This is a genomic window from Sorangium sp. So ce302, from assembly GCF_051530145.1.
Taxonomy (GTDB): Bacteria; Myxococcota_A; Polyangia; order Polyangiales; family Polyangiaceae; genus Sorangium; species Sorangium cellulosum_B.
Genome location: NZ_CP150326.1, coordinates 10,817,720 through 10,836,216, shown reverse-complemented (window position 1 = coordinate 10,836,216; position 18,497 = coordinate 10,817,720). Strand labels below are relative to the sequence as shown.

Annotated in this window: 14 protein-coding genes; all 14 read left to right on the top strand. The window is 72.6% G+C overall.

Features of this window, described 5'->3' with window-relative positions; translation table 11 throughout:
- Window positions 1-61: 61 nt before the first annotated feature.
- A complete protein-coding gene (locus WME73_RS41070; protein ID WP_437913124.1) occupies window positions 62-2,074 on the top strand; it encodes a serine/threonine-protein kinase in 2,013 nt (670 codons plus the stop codon).
- Between the two features lie 47 nt (window positions 2,075-2,121).
- Complete coding sequence (locus WME73_RS41065; RefSeq protein WP_437853217.1) at window positions 2,122-2,421, top strand: hypothetical protein; 300 nt, start codon at window positions 2,122-2,124, stop codon at window positions 2,419-2,421.
- Window positions 2,418-3,251, top strand: coding sequence for a sigma-70 family RNA polymerase sigma factor (locus WME73_RS41060; protein WP_437913123.1), 834 nt, complete (start codon window positions 2,418-2,420; stop codon window positions 3,249-3,251). Before WME73_RS41065 ends, WME73_RS41060 begins: the two co-directional genes overlap by 4 nt.
- 26 nt (window positions 3,252-3,277) lie before the next feature.
- Entirely contained in the window at window positions 3,278-4,306 is a 1,029-nt protein-coding gene (locus tag WME73_RS41055) for a hypothetical protein (RefSeq protein ID WP_437913122.1), read from the top strand.
- A gap of 32 nt (window positions 4,307-4,338) precedes the next feature.
- Window positions 4,339-5,484 carry a PEGA domain-containing protein gene (locus WME73_RS41050; protein ID WP_437913121.1) on the top strand — a complete coding sequence of 382 codons (1,146 nt, stop codon included), beginning with the start codon at window positions 4,339-4,341 and terminating at the stop codon, window positions 5,482-5,484.
- A gap of 20 nt (window positions 5,485-5,504) precedes the next feature.
- Window positions 5,505-7,067: a PGRS family protein gene (locus tag WME73_RS41045; RefSeq protein WP_437741694.1), complete on the top strand. Its 1,563-nt coding sequence runs from the start codon at window positions 5,505-5,507 to the stop codon at window positions 7,065-7,067.
- A 211-nt stretch (window positions 7,068-7,278) separates the two neighbouring features.
- Window positions 7,279-8,376 (top strand): hypothetical protein, encoded by a 1,098-nt coding sequence (locus WME73_RS41040; RefSeq protein WP_437913120.1) that lies wholly within the window; start codon window positions 7,279-7,281, stop codon window positions 8,374-8,376.
- A gap of 73 nt (window positions 8,377-8,449) precedes the next feature.
- Entirely contained in the window at window positions 8,450-9,949 is a 1,500-nt protein-coding gene (locus tag WME73_RS41035) for a PGRS family protein (RefSeq protein ID WP_437741692.1), read from the top strand.
- 199 nt (window positions 9,950-10,148) lie between these two features.
- Window positions 10,149-11,267, top strand: a complete 1,119-nt coding sequence (locus WME73_RS41030; protein WP_437913119.1) for a hypothetical protein — start codon at window positions 10,149-10,151, stop codon at window positions 11,265-11,267.
- A 5-nt stretch (window positions 11,268-11,272) separates the two neighbouring features.
- A complete protein-coding gene (locus WME73_RS41025; RefSeq protein ID WP_437913118.1) occupies window positions 11,273-12,892 on the top strand; it encodes a PGRS family protein in 1,620 nt (539 codons plus the stop codon).
- Between the two features lie 207 nt (window positions 12,893-13,099).
- Window positions 13,100-14,182 (top strand): hypothetical protein, encoded by a 1,083-nt coding sequence (locus WME73_RS41020; protein WP_437913117.1) that lies wholly within the window; start codon window positions 13,100-13,102, stop codon window positions 14,180-14,182.
- A 74-nt stretch (window positions 14,183-14,256) separates the two neighbouring features.
- A complete protein-coding gene (locus WME73_RS41015) occupies window positions 14,257-15,783 on the top strand; it encodes a PGRS family protein (RefSeq protein ID WP_437913116.1) in 1,527 nt (508 codons plus the stop codon).
- A 691-nt stretch (window positions 15,784-16,474) separates the two neighbouring features.
- Window positions 16,475-17,305: a PP2C family protein-serine/threonine phosphatase gene (locus WME73_RS41010; RefSeq protein WP_437913115.1), complete on the top strand. Its 831-nt coding sequence runs from the start codon at window positions 16,475-16,477 to the stop codon at window positions 17,303-17,305.
- Between the two features lie 66 nt (window positions 17,306-17,371).
- A complete protein-coding gene (locus WME73_RS41005) occupies window positions 17,372-18,232 on the top strand; it encodes a helix-turn-helix transcriptional regulator (RefSeq protein WP_437913114.1) in 861 nt (286 codons plus the stop codon).
- Window positions 18,233-18,497: the final 265 nt, after the last annotated feature.

The following is an 18,497-nucleotide window of genomic DNA, read 5'->3' as shown; positions in this document are numbered from 1 at the left end:
GACGGCAGCGCCTCCAGAGGAGGGGCGCTCGCCCGAGAGGCACCCGCCCATGGACAACGCGATGCTCCCTCTCACGGAACCCACGAGACGGCCGGCCTTCGTCACGGCGGCGCTGGCCGTCACGGCGGACCTGCCCGCCGCCGCGCTGGCCGTCACCGAGGCGTTCCCGCCGCAGCAGCCCGCGGATAGCGTGGGCGCCGGGAAGGAGCGGGAGAGCGCCGTGAGCGACGCCGAGGAGCCGATCGAGCGGCAGGTGTTCCAGCCGGGTCAGGTCTTTCACCAGATGGAGATCGTGCGCTTCGTGGGCGCCGGGTACTCCGGCGAGGTGTACGAGGTCCGCCACCGGATCACCGGCGCGCGGTGCGCCCTTAAGATGATGCACCTGCGCGACCGGAAGGACGCCAGGAAGGCCGAGAGGAGCCTGGCCGAGGCCCACGGGACGTTCGGGATCCAGCACGCCAACGTGGTCGAGGTCTTCGACATCGGCTGCGAGGCGGACGGCACGGCGTGGATGCTCATGGAGTTCCTCGACGGGCCGACGCTGAGCACCATCCTGGAGCGCCAGGGGAGGCTGTCGCCGCTGTTCGCGCTGCACGTCGCGCTCGAGGCCGCGTGGGGGCTCGACGCGGCGCACGAGAACCAGATCATCCACCGCGACGTGAAGCCGGACAACATCGTCTTCACCGCGGACGGGATGGTGAAGGTCGTCGATTTCTCGATCGCGAAGGTCATCCCCTACGAGATGCGGACGACCCAGCGCAACGTGCGCCTCGGGACGGCCGCGTACATGGCGCCCGAGAACCTCGCCGGGAACGAGGCGGACGCGCGCTTCGACGTGTACTCGCTGGGGCTCGTGCTCTGGGAGATGATGGCCGGCCGCCACCCGTTCCGCGACGCGTTCGACGACCGGACGAAGCTCGTGAACTGGCAGTTCTTCGCGGATCCCGCGCCGCTGTCGGAGGTGGCGGGGCTGCCGGCGTACGTGGACGAGGTGATCCGGCGCGCGACGGCGAAGCAGCCGGCGGCGCGGTACCTGTCGATGGCCGAGATGGCGCAGGGGATGATCGCGCTGCGCAGGCGCCTCGAGCAGGACGAGGCGGAGGGCCGGATCTCGCTGGCGACGCCGCCCGGCGAGCCGCCGATCCCGGGCCGGTCGGGGCGGCGCGCGGTCTACCGCGCGCCGGTGACGGGGCCGACGCTCGAGGTGCCGCGGCGGGAGCCGTCGGCCAGGGTGGTGGTGGCGTCGCCGGCGCCCGCCCTGGGGCCCGGCGGAACGGCGCCGATGGATCTGGAGAGCGTCCGGGCGGCGGCGTTCGGGCCTGGACCGTGGCCGGCGGGCCGCGAGGGGGACGGGCGCGCGCCGGGCAGCCAAGGGAGGACGGCGCGGGGGACGGAGATCATGGAGGTGACGTCGCTGTCGTCGCCGTCCGGTCCGCCGCCGGGGTCGTCCCGGCCGCCCGCGGTGCGCACGACGAGCCCGATGCTCCGGCAGCTGGCCGCGGAGGGCGAGCGCGGGCCGGGGGAGCGGGGAGAGGGAGCGCGCGCCGGGCGCGAGGTGCGCATGGCGCCGTGGATGCTGATCGCGCTGGTGCTCGCGTCCTCGGCGGCGAGCGCGGTGGCCGTGCGGTGGCTCGCGCCGCCGGGCACGCCCGCGACCTCGGCGGAGGATGCCGGCGCAACCGCGGCTGTCGGCGCAACGGGGGCCGCCAGCGCAACGGCGGCCGCCAGCGCAACGCCGGTCGGTGCGGCGGAGGGCGCAACCTCGGTCGGAGCGGAGGGCGCAACCTCGGTCGGAGCGGAGGGCGCAACCTCGGTCGGAGCGGAGGGCGCAACCTCGGTCGGAGCGGAGGGCGCAATCTCGGTCAGGCCGGCAACCCCGGCCAGGCCGGCGGCGGCGGGCGCAACCTCGGTCAGGTCGGCAACCCCGGTCAGGTCGGCAACCGCAACCCCGGTCAGGTCGGCAACCCCGGTCAGGACGGCAACCCCGGTCGGGTCGGCGCGCCGGCCAGCGGCGACGGCCAAGCCGGGGCGGCAGGGGGCCGCGCCGCCCTTCGGAGACGTACCCATTTTCTAGGGATGTGCAGGGCGAAGCGCTGGAGCGCGCGCGGAGAGGAGGCCGGAATGTCACAGGACGATCGAAACGACGAGCAGCGGCTGCGCGCGGAGCGCGTGGTGGCGGAGACGATCGAGCGGAGCCTCGCGCCGTACCGCGGGCTCGTGCCGGAGGCGATGCTGGCGCAGCTGCGCGAGGCGATGGAGGACGAGCTCGTCAAGAACCCCTACTCCGTCGCGCTGTTGCGCCAGCTGATGGCGCGGCCGGTGCCGTCGTCGAGCGGGGAGGTGCCGTGCGAGGGCGCGCCGGCGGAGCGTGGCCACGACCGCAAGGGAGGCGCGGCGGGCGGCGGGAGGGAGGGCGCGTGACCGGCGAGGGCGAGGGCAAAGACGCCGAGGTGCTGCCGCTGCTCACGCCGAGGCAGCGGGCGATGGTCGAGCGCGCGCTGCCGATGGTCGAGGCCCAGGCCCGCTGGTACGCGCGCAGGTACGCGGGGCTGGTCGACCGGGACGAGCTCGCCGCGACGGGCTCGGCGGCCGTGGTGGAGGCGGTGCGCCGGTACGACGAGGCGCAGGGCGTCTCGTTCGAGGGGTACGCGCGCGCGCGGATGGACGGGAGCATGCTGGACCTGATCCGCGCGGAGACGCAGGCGCGGCGGCGCGACGTGGCGATGCGGCGCGCGATGGCGGCGTTGTCGGAGCACCACGAGGGCGGGTTCGACCTCTTGCGGGACGGCCCGGAGGAGATCCAGGGCCGGCTCCAGGAGTTCTGCGACGCGCTGGCGACGGTGGGGGTCGTGGCGGGGGTGGCGGCGATGCGGCGGCCGGTGTCCGACGAGGAGGCGGCGGAGCGCGTGGCGTACGTGGGGGCGATCCGGGCGCTGGGGGAGGCGTTCGCCGAGCTGCCCGAGGACGAGCAGCGGGCGCTCGGGGCGGTGTTCGTGGACGGGATGGACATGCACGAGGCGGAGGCGTTCCTCGGGGTGGCGTACATCACGGTGCGGCGGCGGCTGGAGCGAGGGCGGGAGCGGCTGCGCAAGGCACTGTGGAAGCGGGGGGTGACGGAGATGCCGCCGCCGCGGGGCGAGCCGTGGGGCGCGCCGGTGCTGCGCGGGGTGCGGGGCGATGGGCCGGCCGGTGGAGGCGCAGGAGGCACGGAAGGCGCGGGGAAGCGAGGACCCGGGTCGCGCGGGCGGTAGGCCGCGCGGGTGCAGGGAGCGAGGCGATGGCGAAGCAGCACGGCGAAGCGGCGGGCGTGCCCCGGGCGATCCAGAGCCAGGGCGAGGACGAGGCGAAGGCCTACGCGGTGGGCGAGGTCGCGCCGAGGCCGCTGCACCCGACGGTGGAGATGGAGCGGATCCACATCGAGGATCCGCGGCGTGTGCCGCCGCCGCGGGAGGGCGCGAGGCGGGGCGGCGGGGCGCGCAACCCGGAGCAGCGCGCGCCGCTGGCGGACGTGGGGGCGCCGAGCGTGTCGATGCCGGAGGGGCTGGGGGTGACGAAGCGGCAGCCGATCGTGATCGACAGCGAGATCCTCGCGGAGTGGCACGGGGGGCGGGGCGGGGGCGGTGAGGAGAGGGGGAGCGAGGCGGCGGGGAGCGAGGGGGCGGGGAGGGGCGAGGCGGCGGAGGGAGACGCGGCGACCGGGAGAGACGAGACGACGGGGAGCGCGGGCGCGGGACGCGCGGCGCCGCGGCTCGCGGAGGTCGCGGCGGCGCGGCGCACGCAGCGCCGGGCGGGCCGGCAGCGCGCGGCGTGGGTGCTAGCGGTGGGCGTTTTGCTGGCGATCGGGGTGTCCGTGCTGCGAGCCGGGTGGGGAGCGAGCGACGGTGCGGGAGAGACGGCCGCGGAGAAGGCGGGCGCGGCGCAGGGCGAGGCGAAGGGGGCGGCTGCGGAGAAGGCAGGCGCGCCGGTTGCGGAGAAGGCAGGCACGCTGGGGGCAGCGATGGCCAGCGCTCCGGCTGTGAGCGCGTCGGAGGGGCCGGTCGCAGCGCCGGGTGGAGCCGCGGCCTCGGTGCGGATGACGCCGCCCATGGAAGGATCGCCGGGAGCAGCGAGCGGCGCGCAGCAGGACAGGTCGGGTGGGCCGGCGGCGTCGGCGGCGTCGCAGGGCACTGCGCCGAGGGCGCGTGATGGCAGCTCCGCGACGCCGTCGCAGCAGGCGCCGAGGGAGCCGGCGGGCGCGGCGCCGGCGAGGGAGAGGCAGGAGGCGCCGCGCCCGCCGAGCCCCTACGACACACCGAACTTCGATTGAGCCGCCAGGATGGATCGACGATGGGAGACGCGATGAGGAACCTGAAGATGCACGTGGCGGGCGCGGCGCTATGCGCGCTGTCCGCCTGCGCCCTGGCGCCCGCGGCGGCCCTGGCGCAGCCCGCGCCGCCGGCCGCGGCGGCGAGCGGCGACGACGAGGGCCGCGGCGACAACGCCCGCGCGACGCAGCTCTACCGAGATGGGAACGAGGCGTTCAAGCAGAAGCGGTGGTCTGACGCGGAGCTCCTGTACCTGAAGGCGTGGGCGCTCGTGAGGACGTTCGACATCGCGGCGAACCTCGGAGAGGTGCAGATCCAGCTGAACAAGGTGCGGTCGGCGGCGGCGTTCCTCGCGTTCGCGCTGAGGACGGCGCCGCCGTCGACGAAGCCGGAGCAGATCGCGCGGATACGGCACTTCCTCGACGAGGCGAAGGCGCAGGTGGGGACGTTGCGGGTGCGGGTGAAGAACGTGGCGGACGCGGAGGTGTACGTGGACGGCGAGCGTGTGCCGGAGGACGCGGTGAAGCATGAGCTGTACGTGGAGCCTGGGGAGCACACGCTGGTGATCCGGCGAGCGGGGTACGAGGACGAGGTGGTGCGGCTGGTAGCGGCGCCGGGGGTGACCGAGACGGTCATGCCGGAGCTGAAGCCGAAGGCGGTGAAGGCGCCGGAGACGAGCGCGGCGGGGGCGAAGGTGCCGGGGGCCGGAGGCTCGAAGGGCGCGCAGGGCGCGGCGGCAGCGGCGAAGGGGGAGGCGAAGACGAAGGCGCCCGCGGCGGGGGCGCGGGTGGAGGAGCAGCGGAGCTGGGTGCCGGTCATCGCGCTGGGGGCGGCGAGCGCGGTGGGGCTCGGGGTGGCGGTGGGGTTCACGGTGGCGTCGAACGACGCGAGCGCGGATGCGCACCGGTACAGCGATGTGCTCGCGAGAGCGAACGAGCAGTGCATCGCGCCACGAGGAGAGTTCATGGAGACCTGCACACAAACGAGCGACGCTGCGTCGCGTGCTGGGACGATGGGCGACCTCGCGCTCGGCAGCTACATCGTGTCGGCGGGGCTGGCTATCGCCGCGGCCGCCTATGCAGTGTGGCCGAACCCTCAGAAGTCAACAGAAACAGCGGTGCGCGTGACGCCGTTCGGAGGCTCACGCACGGCTGGCGTCATCGTGGCAGGTGCGTGGTGAAGACCTCAAAGGCACAGACAATGAGCCTGCGCAGGCAGTGCTTGCTCCTGATGATGTGGATGAGCGCCATGCAGGGCGTCGCTTGCGATGGCCTCTGGTACCACATCGAGAACGACTGCGAACTGCTTCGGACGTGCTCTCACTTCATGAGTAGCGGTTCCGGTGGTGGTGCACCACCCATCGCGTGCGTGCCGAGCGAGAACGCCGCCGGAGTGGACGACGAGTGCGGTGTGTTCGTGTCGACGTCCGGGAGCGACGAGAACGACGCGACGAAGGAGGCGCCGTTGAAGACGCTGCGTGCCGCGTTGGCGCAGGCGGAAGCGACCGGAACGCGGCGTGTGTACGCGTGCGCGGAGACGTTCGCGGAGTCGGTGGAGGTCGCGGGGAGCGTGACGATCTACGGGGGCCTGGACTGCGCGAGCGGATGGGGTTGGGCCGGCGAGCAGAGGAAGACGGTGCTGACGGCGGGGGCAGGAGAGATCCCGTTGCTGATGCGCGGCGGGGGAGCAGAGGCGAAGGTGCGCGTTGAGGACGTGCACGTGCAGGCGCGCGGGATCGAACCTGACGACGTGGAGTCGGCGGGAGCGTCGTCGATCGCGGCGGTGGCGGAAGAGGTGAACGTGGAGCTCGCGCGGTGCGTGCTGGAGGCAGGCGATGCGGCGGCGGGAGCAGACGGGGCGCTGCACGAGGTGAGCGCGATGGGGGGCGCGATGGGGAACGGCGGCAACGCGGCGTGCTCGGAAGCCCTCGTCGTTCCGGGCGGAGAAGTGAAGAACGACTGCGGCACGCCGGAGGATGAGAGCGACGATTCGCTCAGTGGTGCCGGCGGCATCGGTCAAGCGGGCAAAGGCGGCGGGGGGGACAAAGGTTCGCCCGGGGCGATCCTGAACGGCGGCACGGGTGAAGAAGGAGAGGTGCGCTGCAAGGACGGGACCGCGGGAGACGACGGCACCGTGGGCGGGCCTGGCGCCGGTGCGACCGGTCTCGGCGAGATCAGCGCCAGCGGCTTCACCGGCGCCGCCGGCCGCGACGGCACCAAGGGCGGCACCGCGCAGGGCGGAGGCGGAGGAGGCGGAGCGAAGGGCGGCGCGGGCGTAGACAAGTGCACGGATGAAGCGGTGGCCGGTGGCGCGAGCGGCGGCTCAGGTGGTGCTGGCGGCTGCGGTGGTGCCGGTGGTCGAGGCGGCAGCGCGGGCGGATCGAGCATCGCGCTGATGAGCCTGAACGCGCAGCTGAGCTTCGAGGAGGTCACGCTGAAGACGGGGCGCGGCGGAGCTGGAGGCAAAGGCGGTGCAGGCCAAGAAGGCGGTCCTGGAGGAGCGGGCGGTCCAGGCGGGACGAAGGCCGAAGGAGCGACGGCGCTGCACGACGCGTGCGCTGGTGGTCCGGGCGGCAAGGGAGGAGCGGGCGGTCCCGGTGGCGGAGGGCGAGGCGGTCACGCGCTAGGGATCGCGTACAAGGGCGCGGCGCCGCCGGTGCAAGGCGTGACGGTGGAGCTGGGCGACGCGGGTCCGGGCGGCGCGGGTGCGAACGCGGAGGGCGAGGGCGCCGCGGGTGTGAAGGCCGAGGCGCGGGCGTTCTGAGGTGACGCGGCTCGACGCGGTGGTCGCGGCGAACAGGACGCCGCAACCGCCGCGTGGAGCGAGGCGACGAGAGAGAAGAGCGAAACGTCGCGCTGGAGTAGGCGCGACGAACGGGGACGTGTGCGCGCGTGGCGGGAGAACGAGCGCGGCGAGCGACTGGGCGAGGTGCGAGCACGTGGACGGTGGATGTTGCGCGGATGAGGGAGCGATCGTGAGACGAGAGCTGCATGCGGGATGGCTTGCGATGTCGGTGCTGCTCGGGAGCACGGCAGCGACGAGCAGCGTCCGCGGCGAGGAGCGAGCGAAACCTCCGTCGAGTGAGGTGAGCGCGCGCGATGGTGCGCTGCGCGACTTCGAGGAAGGGCGTCGGGAGCACATCGCGGGTCGTCTGGAGGAAGCGGAGCTCCTGTACCTGCGTGCGTGGGCGCGGATGAAGTCGTTCGACATCGCAGTGAACCTCGGGCAGGTGCAGCTGAGGCTGAACAAGCCTGTGTCTGCGGCGAATCACCTTGCGTACGGGGTGCGCACGGTGGGCCCGGAGATCGAGCCGGAGCGGCTAGCGCGGATGCTGGCGCTGCTGGACGAGGCGAAGGCGCAGGTGGGGGCAGTGCGGCTTCAGGGAACGGACGTGGCGGACGCGGAGGTGTTCGTGGACGGCGAGCGCGTGCCGGAGGACGCGGTGAAGCATGAGCTGTACGTGGACCCGGGGGAGCACACGCTGGTGATCCGGCGAGCGGGGTACGAGGACGAGGCGGTGCGGCTGGTGGCGGCGCCGGGGGTGACCGAGACGGTCATGCCGGAGCTGACGCCGAAGGCGGTGAAGGCGCCGGAGACGACGGGGCCGGAGGCGAAGGCGCCGGCGGTGATGGCGCCGATGCCGCGGAAAGCCGGGTGGTCGTCTCCGCCAACGGTGCCGGCGCGACCGGAAGGGCCGAGGACGGCGGTGCTGATCGGTGGTGCGGCGACAGCGGGGGCGGCTGCGATTGCGGGGGTGGTACTCACATTCCTAGCGAACGCGAACGGCAGCGATGCAGACACAGAGCGAAGCCGCTTGCGCAGCGCCGGTGGCACGGGTGCGTGCGGGGCTTCCGATCCGCGGGCAGGATGTCGTGAGCTGAGCGAATCTGTAGACGACCGCTATGCATTCAGTAACGCGGCGTTCTGGAGTTTCGCCAGCGCAGGAGCCGTCGGGGTTGGGACGCTCGTCTACGGGCTCGCTACTCGCCGTTCAGTGCCGGACCGACACGTGCATGTGACACCCATCGTCCGAGCCAGCAGCCTGGGGATTGTCGTGGGCGGTGTGCTCTGACCAGGCGCCGCGGAGAGAAATGATCATGCATCGAACTGCTTGCTGGGCTTGGGTGTTGCTGGTGGGGCCAACCGTGACGGGGTTAGGTTGCTTTCCGTACACGATGCCGGAGGACTGCACGATCAAGCTCCTCTGTGATGGCGGCGCTGGCGGCACCGGTGGTGGGACGCCCGCCGTCTGCGTGCCGAGCGAGAACCCCATGGCGGTGGACGACACGTGCGGGGTGTTCGTGTCGTCGTTGGGGAGCGACGAGAACACTGCGACGAAAGAGGCGCCGATGAAGACGCTGGGGGCGGCGCTAGCGCTGGCGGAGAAGAATGAGAAGCGTCGGGTGTACGCGTGCGCGGAGACGTTCGAGGAAGCAGTGGAGGTCACGCAGGGCGTGACGATCTACGGAGGGCTCGACTGCGCGAGCGGATGGGGCTGGGCCGGCGAGCAGCGCAAGACGGTGCTGACGGCGGAGGCAGGAGAGATCCCGCTGGTGGTGCGCGGTGGGGGCGTCGAGGCGACCGTGCGCGTGGAGGACGTGCACGTGCTGGCGCGCGGGATCGAGCCGGATGACGTGGAACTCGCGGGAGCGTCGTCGATCGCGGCGGTGGCGGAAGAGGTGAACGTGGAGCTCGCGCGGTGCGTGCTGGAGGCAGGTGATGCGGCTGCGGGAGCCGAGGGAGCCGCGTACGAGACGAGCGCGATGGGGGGCGCGATGGGGAACGAAGGAACCGAAGCGTGCTCGGCACCTGCGTCGCTGGGTGGGTTGTCGGTCAAGAACGACTGCGGCACGCCGGAGGATGCCAGCGATGACTCGCGCGGAGGCTCAGGCGGCGCAGGTGAAGCGGACACGGGCCTCCTCGGGATTCCCGGTGCTCCGGAGAATTTGACGAACGGAGGCAAAGGCGAAGGTGCGGCGGTGTGCACCGACGGGACCGCAGGCGCGAACGGCTCCGAGGGGGGCCCTGGTGCGGGCGCCACCGGTCTCGGCGAGATCAGCGCCAGCGGCTTTACCGGTGTCTCCGGCCGCGATGGCGCGAAGGGCGGCACTGCGCAAGGCGGAGGCGGAGGAGGCGGAGCGAAGGGCGGCGCAGGCACAGACAAGTGCCCGAACGAAGCGTTAGCGGGCGGCGCGAGCGGCGGCTCTGGAGGCGCGGGCGGTTGCGGAGGAGCCGGCGGGCGAGGCGGCGGCGCGGGAGGATCGAGCATCGCGCTGATCAGCCTGAACGCGGCGCTGAGCTTCGAGGACGTGACGCTGAAGACGGGGCGAGGCGGAGCAGGCGGCAAGGGCGGCGCTGGCCAGGAGGGCGGTGCTGGAGGGGCCGGTGGGCCTGGCGGCACGAAGCCCGAGGAAGCGACGGCGCTCAACAACGCGTGCGCCGGCGGTGCCGGTGGCAAGGGAGGCCCCGGTGGTCAAGGAGGCGGCGGTCGCGGCGGTCACGCGCTGGGGATCGCGTACAAGGGCGCGGCGCCGCCGGTGCAAGGGGCGGTGATCGAGCTGGGCGAAGCGGGCACCGGCGGGCCGGGCGCGAAGGCGGAGGGCGAGGGAGCTGCGGGCGTGAAGGCCGAGGTGCAGGCGTTCTGATGTGACGTTGTGAGCGACGCGGCTGCGGCGGAGCATGAGCCGCAGCGCCGGAGCGGCGTGGGACGGAGGAGACGACCAACGGGACGGCGCGCTGGAACTGGCGCGACGAACGGCGGACGTGTGCGCGGAGAGAGCGCGAGCGCGGCGAGCGAGGAGCGAGCACGTGGATGGCGGATGTTGCACGGATGAGGGAGCGATCGTGAGGCGAGAGCTGCATGCGGGATGGCTGGCGATGTCGGTGCTGCTCGGGAGCACGGCAGCGACGACCAGCGCCTGCGGAGAGGAGCGGGCGAAGCCTCGGCCGAGCGAGGAGAGCGAGCGTGAGCGCGCGGTGCGCGACTTCGAGGAAGGCCGCCGGGCGCATCTGGCCGGCCACTTGGAGGAAGCGGAGCTCGCGTACCTGCGAGCGTGGTCGCGGCTGAAGTCGTTCGACATCGCGGTGAACCTCGGGCAGGTGCAGCTGCGGCTGAACAAGCCTGCGTCGGCGGCGAAGCACCTTGCGTACGGGGTGCGGACGGTGGGTCCTGAGATCGAGCCGGAGCGGCTTGCGCGGATGCTGGCGCTGCTGGACGAGGCGAGGACGCAGGTGGGAGCGGTGCAGCTTCAGGGAACGGACGCGGCGGACGCGGAGGTGTTCGTGGACGGCGAGCGCGTGCCGGCGGAGGAGGTGAAGCACGAGATCTACGTGGAGCCCGGGGAGCATCGGATCGTGATCCGGCGCGCGGGGTACGAGGAGACGGCGATCCGGGTGGTGGCGGCGGCGGGGGTGCGGGAGACGGTGCCCGTCACGATGAAGCCGGTGGAGGCGAAGGCGCCGGAGATGACGGTGCAGAAAGCGAAGCTGCCGGGCGCCGCGGGCGCGAACGGCGCGGCGGTGGCGGCGGCGAGCGGGGCGGGGAAGACGAAGCCGCCCGCGGCGGGGGCGCGCGTGGAGGAGCGGAGCTGGGTGCCGGTGATCGCGCTGGGGGCGGCGAGCGCGGTGGGGTTGGCGGTAGGCGTCACGACAACGGTGCTCTCGACAAATGCGCGAGCCTCCGCGGACAAGGATGAGGAAGCGCTCCGGTACGCGAACGGACAGTGCATCGAGCCGCCGAGCGATCTGACACAGCACTGTCGCGAACTCCGACATGAGGCAAAGCGCGCCGAGGGCTTCGGAACGGCGTCCGTCGTCAGCTATGCGGCGTCGGGCGCTCTAGCGATCGCCGCTGCTGCGTATGCGCTGTGGCCTCGACGCCCCCCTTCGGCGAGCCATGGATTGCGTGTGTTGCCTCGAACACACGCAGGCGGAGGCGGTGTGCTCGTGGTCGGAGCATGGTGAGCACGATGAAGAACGCGCGGGTGATGCGGTGGATGCGCTGGGGGGTTGCTGTTGCCGGAGTTGCGAGCGGCTGCGACGCGTTATCGATCGGGCTGACGAGCGACTGCGATTACATGCGCACGTGCTCTCACTTCCTCAACGGTGATGCCGGCGGGACGCCGGAAGGGTGCGTTCCAAGCGAGTCGACGTCGTCGTCTGTGAGCGATACGTGCGGTGTGTTCGTGTCGTCGTCCGGGGACGACGAGAACGGGGCGACGAAAGATGCGCCTGTGAAGACGGTGGGCAAGGCGCTCGCGCTGGCGGAGAAGAGCAGGACGCGGCGGGGGTATGCGTGCGCGGAGACGTTCGAGGAGGCGGTGGAGGTCGCGGGGAGCGTGACGATCTATGGGGGGCTCGACTGCGCGAGCGGCTGGGCATGGGCCGGTGACCAGAGGAAGACGGTGCTGACGGCGAGGGCAGGAGAGATCCCGCTGGTGGTGCGCAGCGGTGGAACCGAGGCGACCGTGCGCGTGGAGGACGTGCACGTGCAGGCGCGCGGGATCGATCCGGAGGACGTGGCGCTTGTGGGAGCGTCGTCGATCGCGGCGGTGGCGGAAGACGTGAGCGTGGAGCTCGCGCGGTGCATGCTGGAGGCGGGCGACGCGGCGGCGGGGGTCGATGGGGCGCTGTACGAGGTGAGCGCGATGGGGGGCGCGATGGGGAACAGCGGCAACACGGCATGTTCGGAAGACTTTGTCGATCCCGGTGCGAGCGCGAAGAACGACTGCGGCACGCCGGAGGACGCGAGCGATGACTCCTCCGGCGGCCTGGGCGGCGTAGGAGCAGCGGAAACCGGCTTTTCCGGGACCGAGGGCTCGCCCGGGGAAACGCTGAACGGAGGCAAAGGCGAAGGTGCAGCTGTGTGCACCGAAGGGGCCGCTGGTGCCGAAGGCGCCGCGGGTGAAGCTGGAGCCGGTGCGATCGGCCTGGGCGAGATCAGCGCCTCCGGTTACGCCGGCGTCACCGGCCGCGATGGCGCGAGGGGCAGCACCGCGCAAGGCGGAGGCGGAGGCGGAGGAGCGAAGGGCGGCGCGGGCGCAGACAAGTGCCCGAACGAAGCGTCGGCGGGCGGCGCGAGCGGCGGCTCGGGCGGAGCCGGTGGCTGCGGCGGAGCCGGAGGTCGAGGCGGCGGCGCGAGCGGCGGCTCGGGCGGAGCCGGTGGCTGCGGCGGAGCCGGAGGTCGAGGCGGCGGCGCGGGCGGAGCGAGCATCGCGCTGATCAGCCTGAATGCGGCGCTGAGCTTCGAGGAGGTGACGCTGAAGACGGGGCGCGGCGGAGCCGGAGGCAAGGGAGGCGCCGGCCAGGAGGGAGGCGCAGGAGGCGCCGGCGGTCCTGGCGGGACGAAGCCCGAGGAAGCGACGGCGTTGCACGACGCGTGCGCGGGCGGCGCGGGTGGCAAGGGAGGCGCTGGCGGTCCCGGTGGCGGCGGTCGAGGCGGTCACACGCTCGGGATTGCATACAAGGGCGCGGCGCCGCCTGTGGAAGGAGCGACGGTGGAGCTGGGCGACGCGGGTCCGGGCGGCGCGGGTGCGAACGCGGAGGGCGAGGGCGCCGCGGGCGTGAAGGCCGAGGCGCGGGCGTTCTGAAGTGAGGTCGTGAGCGGCGCTGCTGTGGCGGAGCCTTCGTCGCAGCAGCTGCGCGGCGTCGGGAAGAACGGACGAAGGGCGAGACGGCGCGCTGGAGCAGGCGCGACGAGCGGGAGACGTGTGTGCGCTCGACGGGACGGCGAGCGCGGCGAGCGAGCGAGGAGCGAGCACGTGGACGGCGGACGTTGCGAGGACGAGGGAGCGACCGTGAGGCGAGAGCTGCATGCGGGGTGGTTGGCGATGTCGGTGCTGCTCGGGAGCACGGCAGCGACGAGCAGCGTCCGCGGCGAGGAGCGAGCGACGCCGAGGCCGAGCGCGGAGAGCGAGCGAGAGCGAGCGGTGCGTGACTTCGAGGAAGGGCGGAAGGCTCACATGGAGGGGCGGCTGGAGGAAGCGGAGCTCGCGTACCTGCGCGCGTGGTCGCGCCTGAGGACGTTCGACATCGCGGCGAACCTCGGGCAGGTGCAGCTGCGGCTGAACAAGCCTGCGTCGGCGGCGAAGCACCTTGCGTACGGGGTGCGCACGGTGGGTCCGGAGATAGAGCCTGAGCGGCTGGCGCGGATGCAGGCGCTGCTGTCGGCGGCGAAGGCGCAGGTGGGGACGCTGCACGTGCGGGTGAAGAACGTGGCGGACGCGGAGGTGTTCGTGGACGGGGAGCACGTGCCGGCGGAGGAGCTGAAGCACGAGATCTACGTGGAGCCAGGGGAGTATCGGATCGTGATCCGGCGCGCGGGGTACGAGGAGGCGATGATCCAGGTGGCGGCCGTGGAGGGGTCGCGCGAGGAGATCGCGACGGAGCTCAAACCGAAGATGGCGACGCGGCCGGGGGCGGCAGGCGCGCCGGTGGTCGGGAAGGTCGGAGAGGAGAAGACGAAGGTGCCCGCAGCGGGGGCGGCGGTGGAGGAGCCGCGGAACTGGGTGCCGGTGATCGCGCTGGGGGCGGCGAGCGCGGTGGGGCTCGGGGTGGCGGTGGGGTGCACGGTGGCGTCGAACGCAGCGAGTGCGGACATGCGCGTGCAGCGGGCAGCGATCCATGGGGACGGCGGTGGCTGCTTGGGGACGTCGGACGCGTTCAACATGCGTTGCCGCGAGCTCTACAAGACGGCGTCTCGTGCTGAATCGTTCGGGCACGTCGCGATGGTGACCTACGCCGCCTCGGGAGCCGTCGCCATTGGTGCGCTCGCGTATGCGCTATGGCCTCGCGCAGGCGCGACCACGTCGACTGGCCTGCGTCTGTTGCCTCAGGTCTACGCGCGAGGTGGGCGCTTCACTCTGTCGGGGGCGTGGTGAGGAGAACGATGGAGGGTGCCGTGCAGCGAACGCTGAGGTCCTTGTTCGTGAGCATCATGGTCGGAGGCGCTTGGATGACCTCGGTCTGTTGTGTCAACTACACCGACGACTGCGAGTTCATGCTCACCTGCGAGAAGTACCGAGGCAGGGGCACGACGATCGTGCCCTCGGTCTGTGTGCCGAGCGAAGCCGACGGCGCCGTGGCTGTGGCTGACAGCTGCGGCGTGTTCGTCGCCGCGAGTGGCAACGATGGCAACACGGGCACCAAGGCCGCACCCGTCAAGACGCTCGCCGAGGCGCTGCGACGCGCCGGGGATAACGGCAGCGACGTCTACGCGTGCGCCGAGCCGTTTGCTGAAGCGGTCGAGGTGCCCGCCGGCGTCGCCCTCTTCGGCGGTCTCGACTGCGCCAACGGCTGGACATGGATCGGCGAGCAAGCGAAGACCATCGTCGCACCGGAAGCCGAGGCGATCCCGCTGATGCTCGCGCGCGGCGAAGGCACCACGCGCGTCGAGGACATCGAGGCGCGCGCGCCCGACGCATCGACGAAGGGCGGCTCGTCGATCGCCGTGCTCGCAGACGGAGCAAGTGCGGAGCTCACGCGCTGCGCCCTCGTCGCAGGCAACGCGGCCGATGGTGCCGACGGCGACGACGCGCCGAGCGAGGCGCCGGAGCGCGCGCCGGGCGGCAGCAACGGCGTCGATGCATGCAGCGACCTCGATGACGTGGAGGGCCCCGACGCGACGCTCAACGGCGGCGCGCAGGTGGTCAACGAGTGCGGCGGCGAGCTGTCCGTCGGCGGCAACGGTGGCAATGGGAACGTCGGCAACGGTACGGACGGCGCATCAGGCCAGACCGGGGTCGAGGGACAAGCGGGCGCTGGAGAGCCCCCGTCGATGAGCCACAGCTGGAGCTGTGGTGCCATCCCGAACGATCCAACCAAGGGCGGTGGCAGCGCCGGTGCAAACGGCACCCCCGGCCCATCCGGCGTCGGCGCCAGCGGCCTCGGCGCGCTGAGCGCTACCGGCTACACCGGCGTACCCGGCGGCGACGGCACGCCCGGTACGCCCGGCCAGGGCGGCGGCGGCGGCGGCGGCGCCAAGGGCGGCCCCGTCTGCACCGGCGGCGTCCCGGGCGCCGGCGCCAGCGGCGGCAGCGGCGGCGCCGGCGGCTGCGGCGGCCTGGCAGGGCAGGGCGGCCGCCCGGGCGGCGCCAGCATCGCCCTCGCCAGCGTCGATGCCAGCGTCACCCTCATCGACTGCACCCTCACCGCCGGACGCGGCGGCAACGGCGGCAAGGGTGGCAATCTCCAACCGGGAGGCCTGGGCGGCAACGGCGGCACGGGCGGCGTTGGCGTCGGGATATCGAAGGCGGCATGCGACGGCGGCAAAGGCGGACAGGGCGGCCCCGGCGGCCCTGGCGGCGGCGGCCTCGGCGGTCCGTCGCTCCCCATCGCCTTCCGCGGCACCCCCGTCGTCCAGCAGGGCCAGACCACGCTCACCCCCGGCGCACCAGGCAGCGGCGGTCCGGGTGGCAACAACAACATCACCGAGAACGCCGGCCAAGATGGCATGGCCGCCGACACCCAGGAGCTGCCGTGAGCCCCCGACAGCCTGGCCGCACCGCTCCCCTCCCCGCCCCCCGCCACCGCTTCGCCGCGTCATCCGACGCACAGCGTCACCAGGGTCGCGGAGAAAAAAATGCAACCGCCGGACGATTGTGCAGCAATCCAGGACTGCTCGCCGGAACTAGAAAGGTAGAGGAGCCCGGAAACGGCTCGGCAGGGCGGTCGGCGGACCACCAGCGCTCCGCGGGGGTGGTCCAACACGCCGGCGGGTTGGCCGAGGGACAGCTGGATCGTCTTCAACCCTCGCGCTCGGCGCGCAGTCCAGGAACAGCGACTCGCTCCTCGCCTTTTTCTCATGACGCTCGCTTCACTTCCGCGCGGCATCGAGGACGCCCGGATGGAGGCGTTGCTGGTGCAGCTGGCGGGCCAGGTAGAAAAGTGGGCGGTCGAGGACCGAGCCGCCGAGCACGAGGCGTGGCGAGCGTGGCGCCGGACAAGGGCGAGGTCGATCAGCGCAGTCGCGCCTGGCGCTGCTCGGTGCGGTGCTCTTCGTGCTGGGAGTCTTGTGCGGCGTGGTGCTGGCAGCGCTGCGGCTGCGTTGAGATAGCGACGTAGCGAAGGCCGCGCGCGGCGCGGCCTGATTACATCGAGGGAAACGCGCGCCGCGCAGGGCGGCGCGTCTTGGCTCGGCTCGTCCTGTGGACGAGCGCGCGAGGAGGACGAAGGTGTATCCACAGCTCGCCATCGAGGCAGCAGCGCAGTCGGACGTGGGCCAGCGGCGTAGCCATAACGAGGACAGCTTCGCGGTGCTGCCGTGCCTCGGGCTGTTCATGGTGGCCGACGGGTTGGGCGGCCATGCGGCTGGCGAGGTCGCGTCGCGGATGGCCATCGAGGTGGTCAAGAGCTGCTTCGAGGAAGCGGGAGATCTGGAGGAGACCTGGCCCTACGGCGCGGCGACGCCGCACGACCGGGACGAGGTGCGGCTGGTGATGAGCGTGCGGCGGGCGAACCGGGCGATCTACGAGGCGAGCCAGCGGCAGAAAGAGACGCGTGGCATGGCCACCACCTTCGCGGGGGTGCTGCTGGCGCCGGGCATGGCGTACATCGCCCACGTTGGCGACACGCGCGTCTACCGGATGCGCGGCGGCAAGCTGGAGCGGCTGACGCGGGATCACTCGCTGCTGGCCGAGCTGCTGGAGGACGACGACGGCGCGCGGGAGGCGGTCGAGGCGCTGAGCAACCGGGCGAGCGCCGTGACGCGCGCGCTCGGGTGCAGCGAGAACGTCGAGATCGACTGGCGCGTGGAGGCGACGAAGCCGGGCGATCTGTTCCTCGTGTGCTCGGATGGGCTGTGGGGTCCGGTGCCCGAGGGGCGCATCGCCGGGATCCTCGGGGCGCACCGCGACCTGGGCTTTGCGGCGGAGTTGCTGATCGACCTCGCCAACGAGCACGGCGGACCGGACAACGTGACGTGCGTGCTGGCACGTTTGGGAGATGGGGCGAAACGGTGCGTTGAGGCAGGCGCGACGCACGGCGGATTCGAGGAGATGCCTTAGGTCGGGCAGGACGAGGCCTGGCTCCGCCGTACAGCGGACAAGAAGGCTCACGGTTGAGGAGGGAACATGGAAGACATGCTGGGTGCAATGTGGCTCGTCTCGCCGCTCGGGCTCGCGATGATCGCGTGCGTCGCGATCGGCTTCGCGGTCACCGCGCGCGAAGCGCTGGGACGAGAGCGGGGGGTTCGTGAGGCGCGCGAGCACGAGCACGATGAAGAGGAGGCAGCCCTCACCGATGCGAAGGCGCAGGCAGCGGGGGAGCGGGACCGTTACCGGCGCCTGCTGGACTGTCACGTCGATGCTGCGCTCGCCGAGCCGACAGGCGCCCGAGGGCGCCCCGTCCCCTGGCCGGGAAGGGTCCTCGAGTCGTTCTGTGCGACGACGCCTTCGTGGAGGAGAAAGCTGGCCGAGTGCACGGGGTTGGAACCGAGGGAGGTGGAGCGGCTGCTGAGGAGCGACCTGCCCATGACGCCCGGCCTCGCGCGGCAGCTGGAGACCTTCACCGGCACGCCGGCGCGGTACTGGGAGCGCCTCTGGCGGCTGCACGACGACCGCCGGACGGACGCGGAGGATACCGTGGCGATCCGGGTCGGGGCGCCCGTCACCGAGCGCGAGACGGCGCCGCCGGCTCCGCCGCCGATACCTCCCCGCGCGCTCGACATTCCACCTCCCGTGGTGCCGTCTCCCGAGCTCGCGGCCAGCAGCCCGCAGGCGAAGCTCCCGCCGCCTCCCCTGCCGCAGCTCCGGCCACCGCGCCCTGTCCGCGCGGTCGCGGGGGAACAGCTCGCCCGTCGCGCTGCCCCCCTGACGAGCTTCCCGCTACAGCCCGACGAAGGGGGGACGAGCGCTGCCAGTGCGTCCGATTGGGAGGAAGCAGAGCGCTCTCCCCTGAACACGACGCTCCCGGGAGTAGGGCGCCATGGGTGAGAAAAGCGTGCTGGTGCGGCTGGGAGACGGGTGACGTGCGCGACTGCGACGCGATAGATACTGCGGCTGGAGCTGTCGCTCGCGTGCGTCGAGGTACTGCGCGTCGAGCGGGCGGCGCTCCGCAAGGCGGTATCGTAGCGCTCCACGGCCGACACGGAGGCGGGCTCGAGATGACGACCACCGCCATTCTGCCTTCGGACCTCTCCAGGACAGCCGAGACCTCTACGACGGACGCACCCGCCCCGTCCCGCGCTCCGCGCGGGAC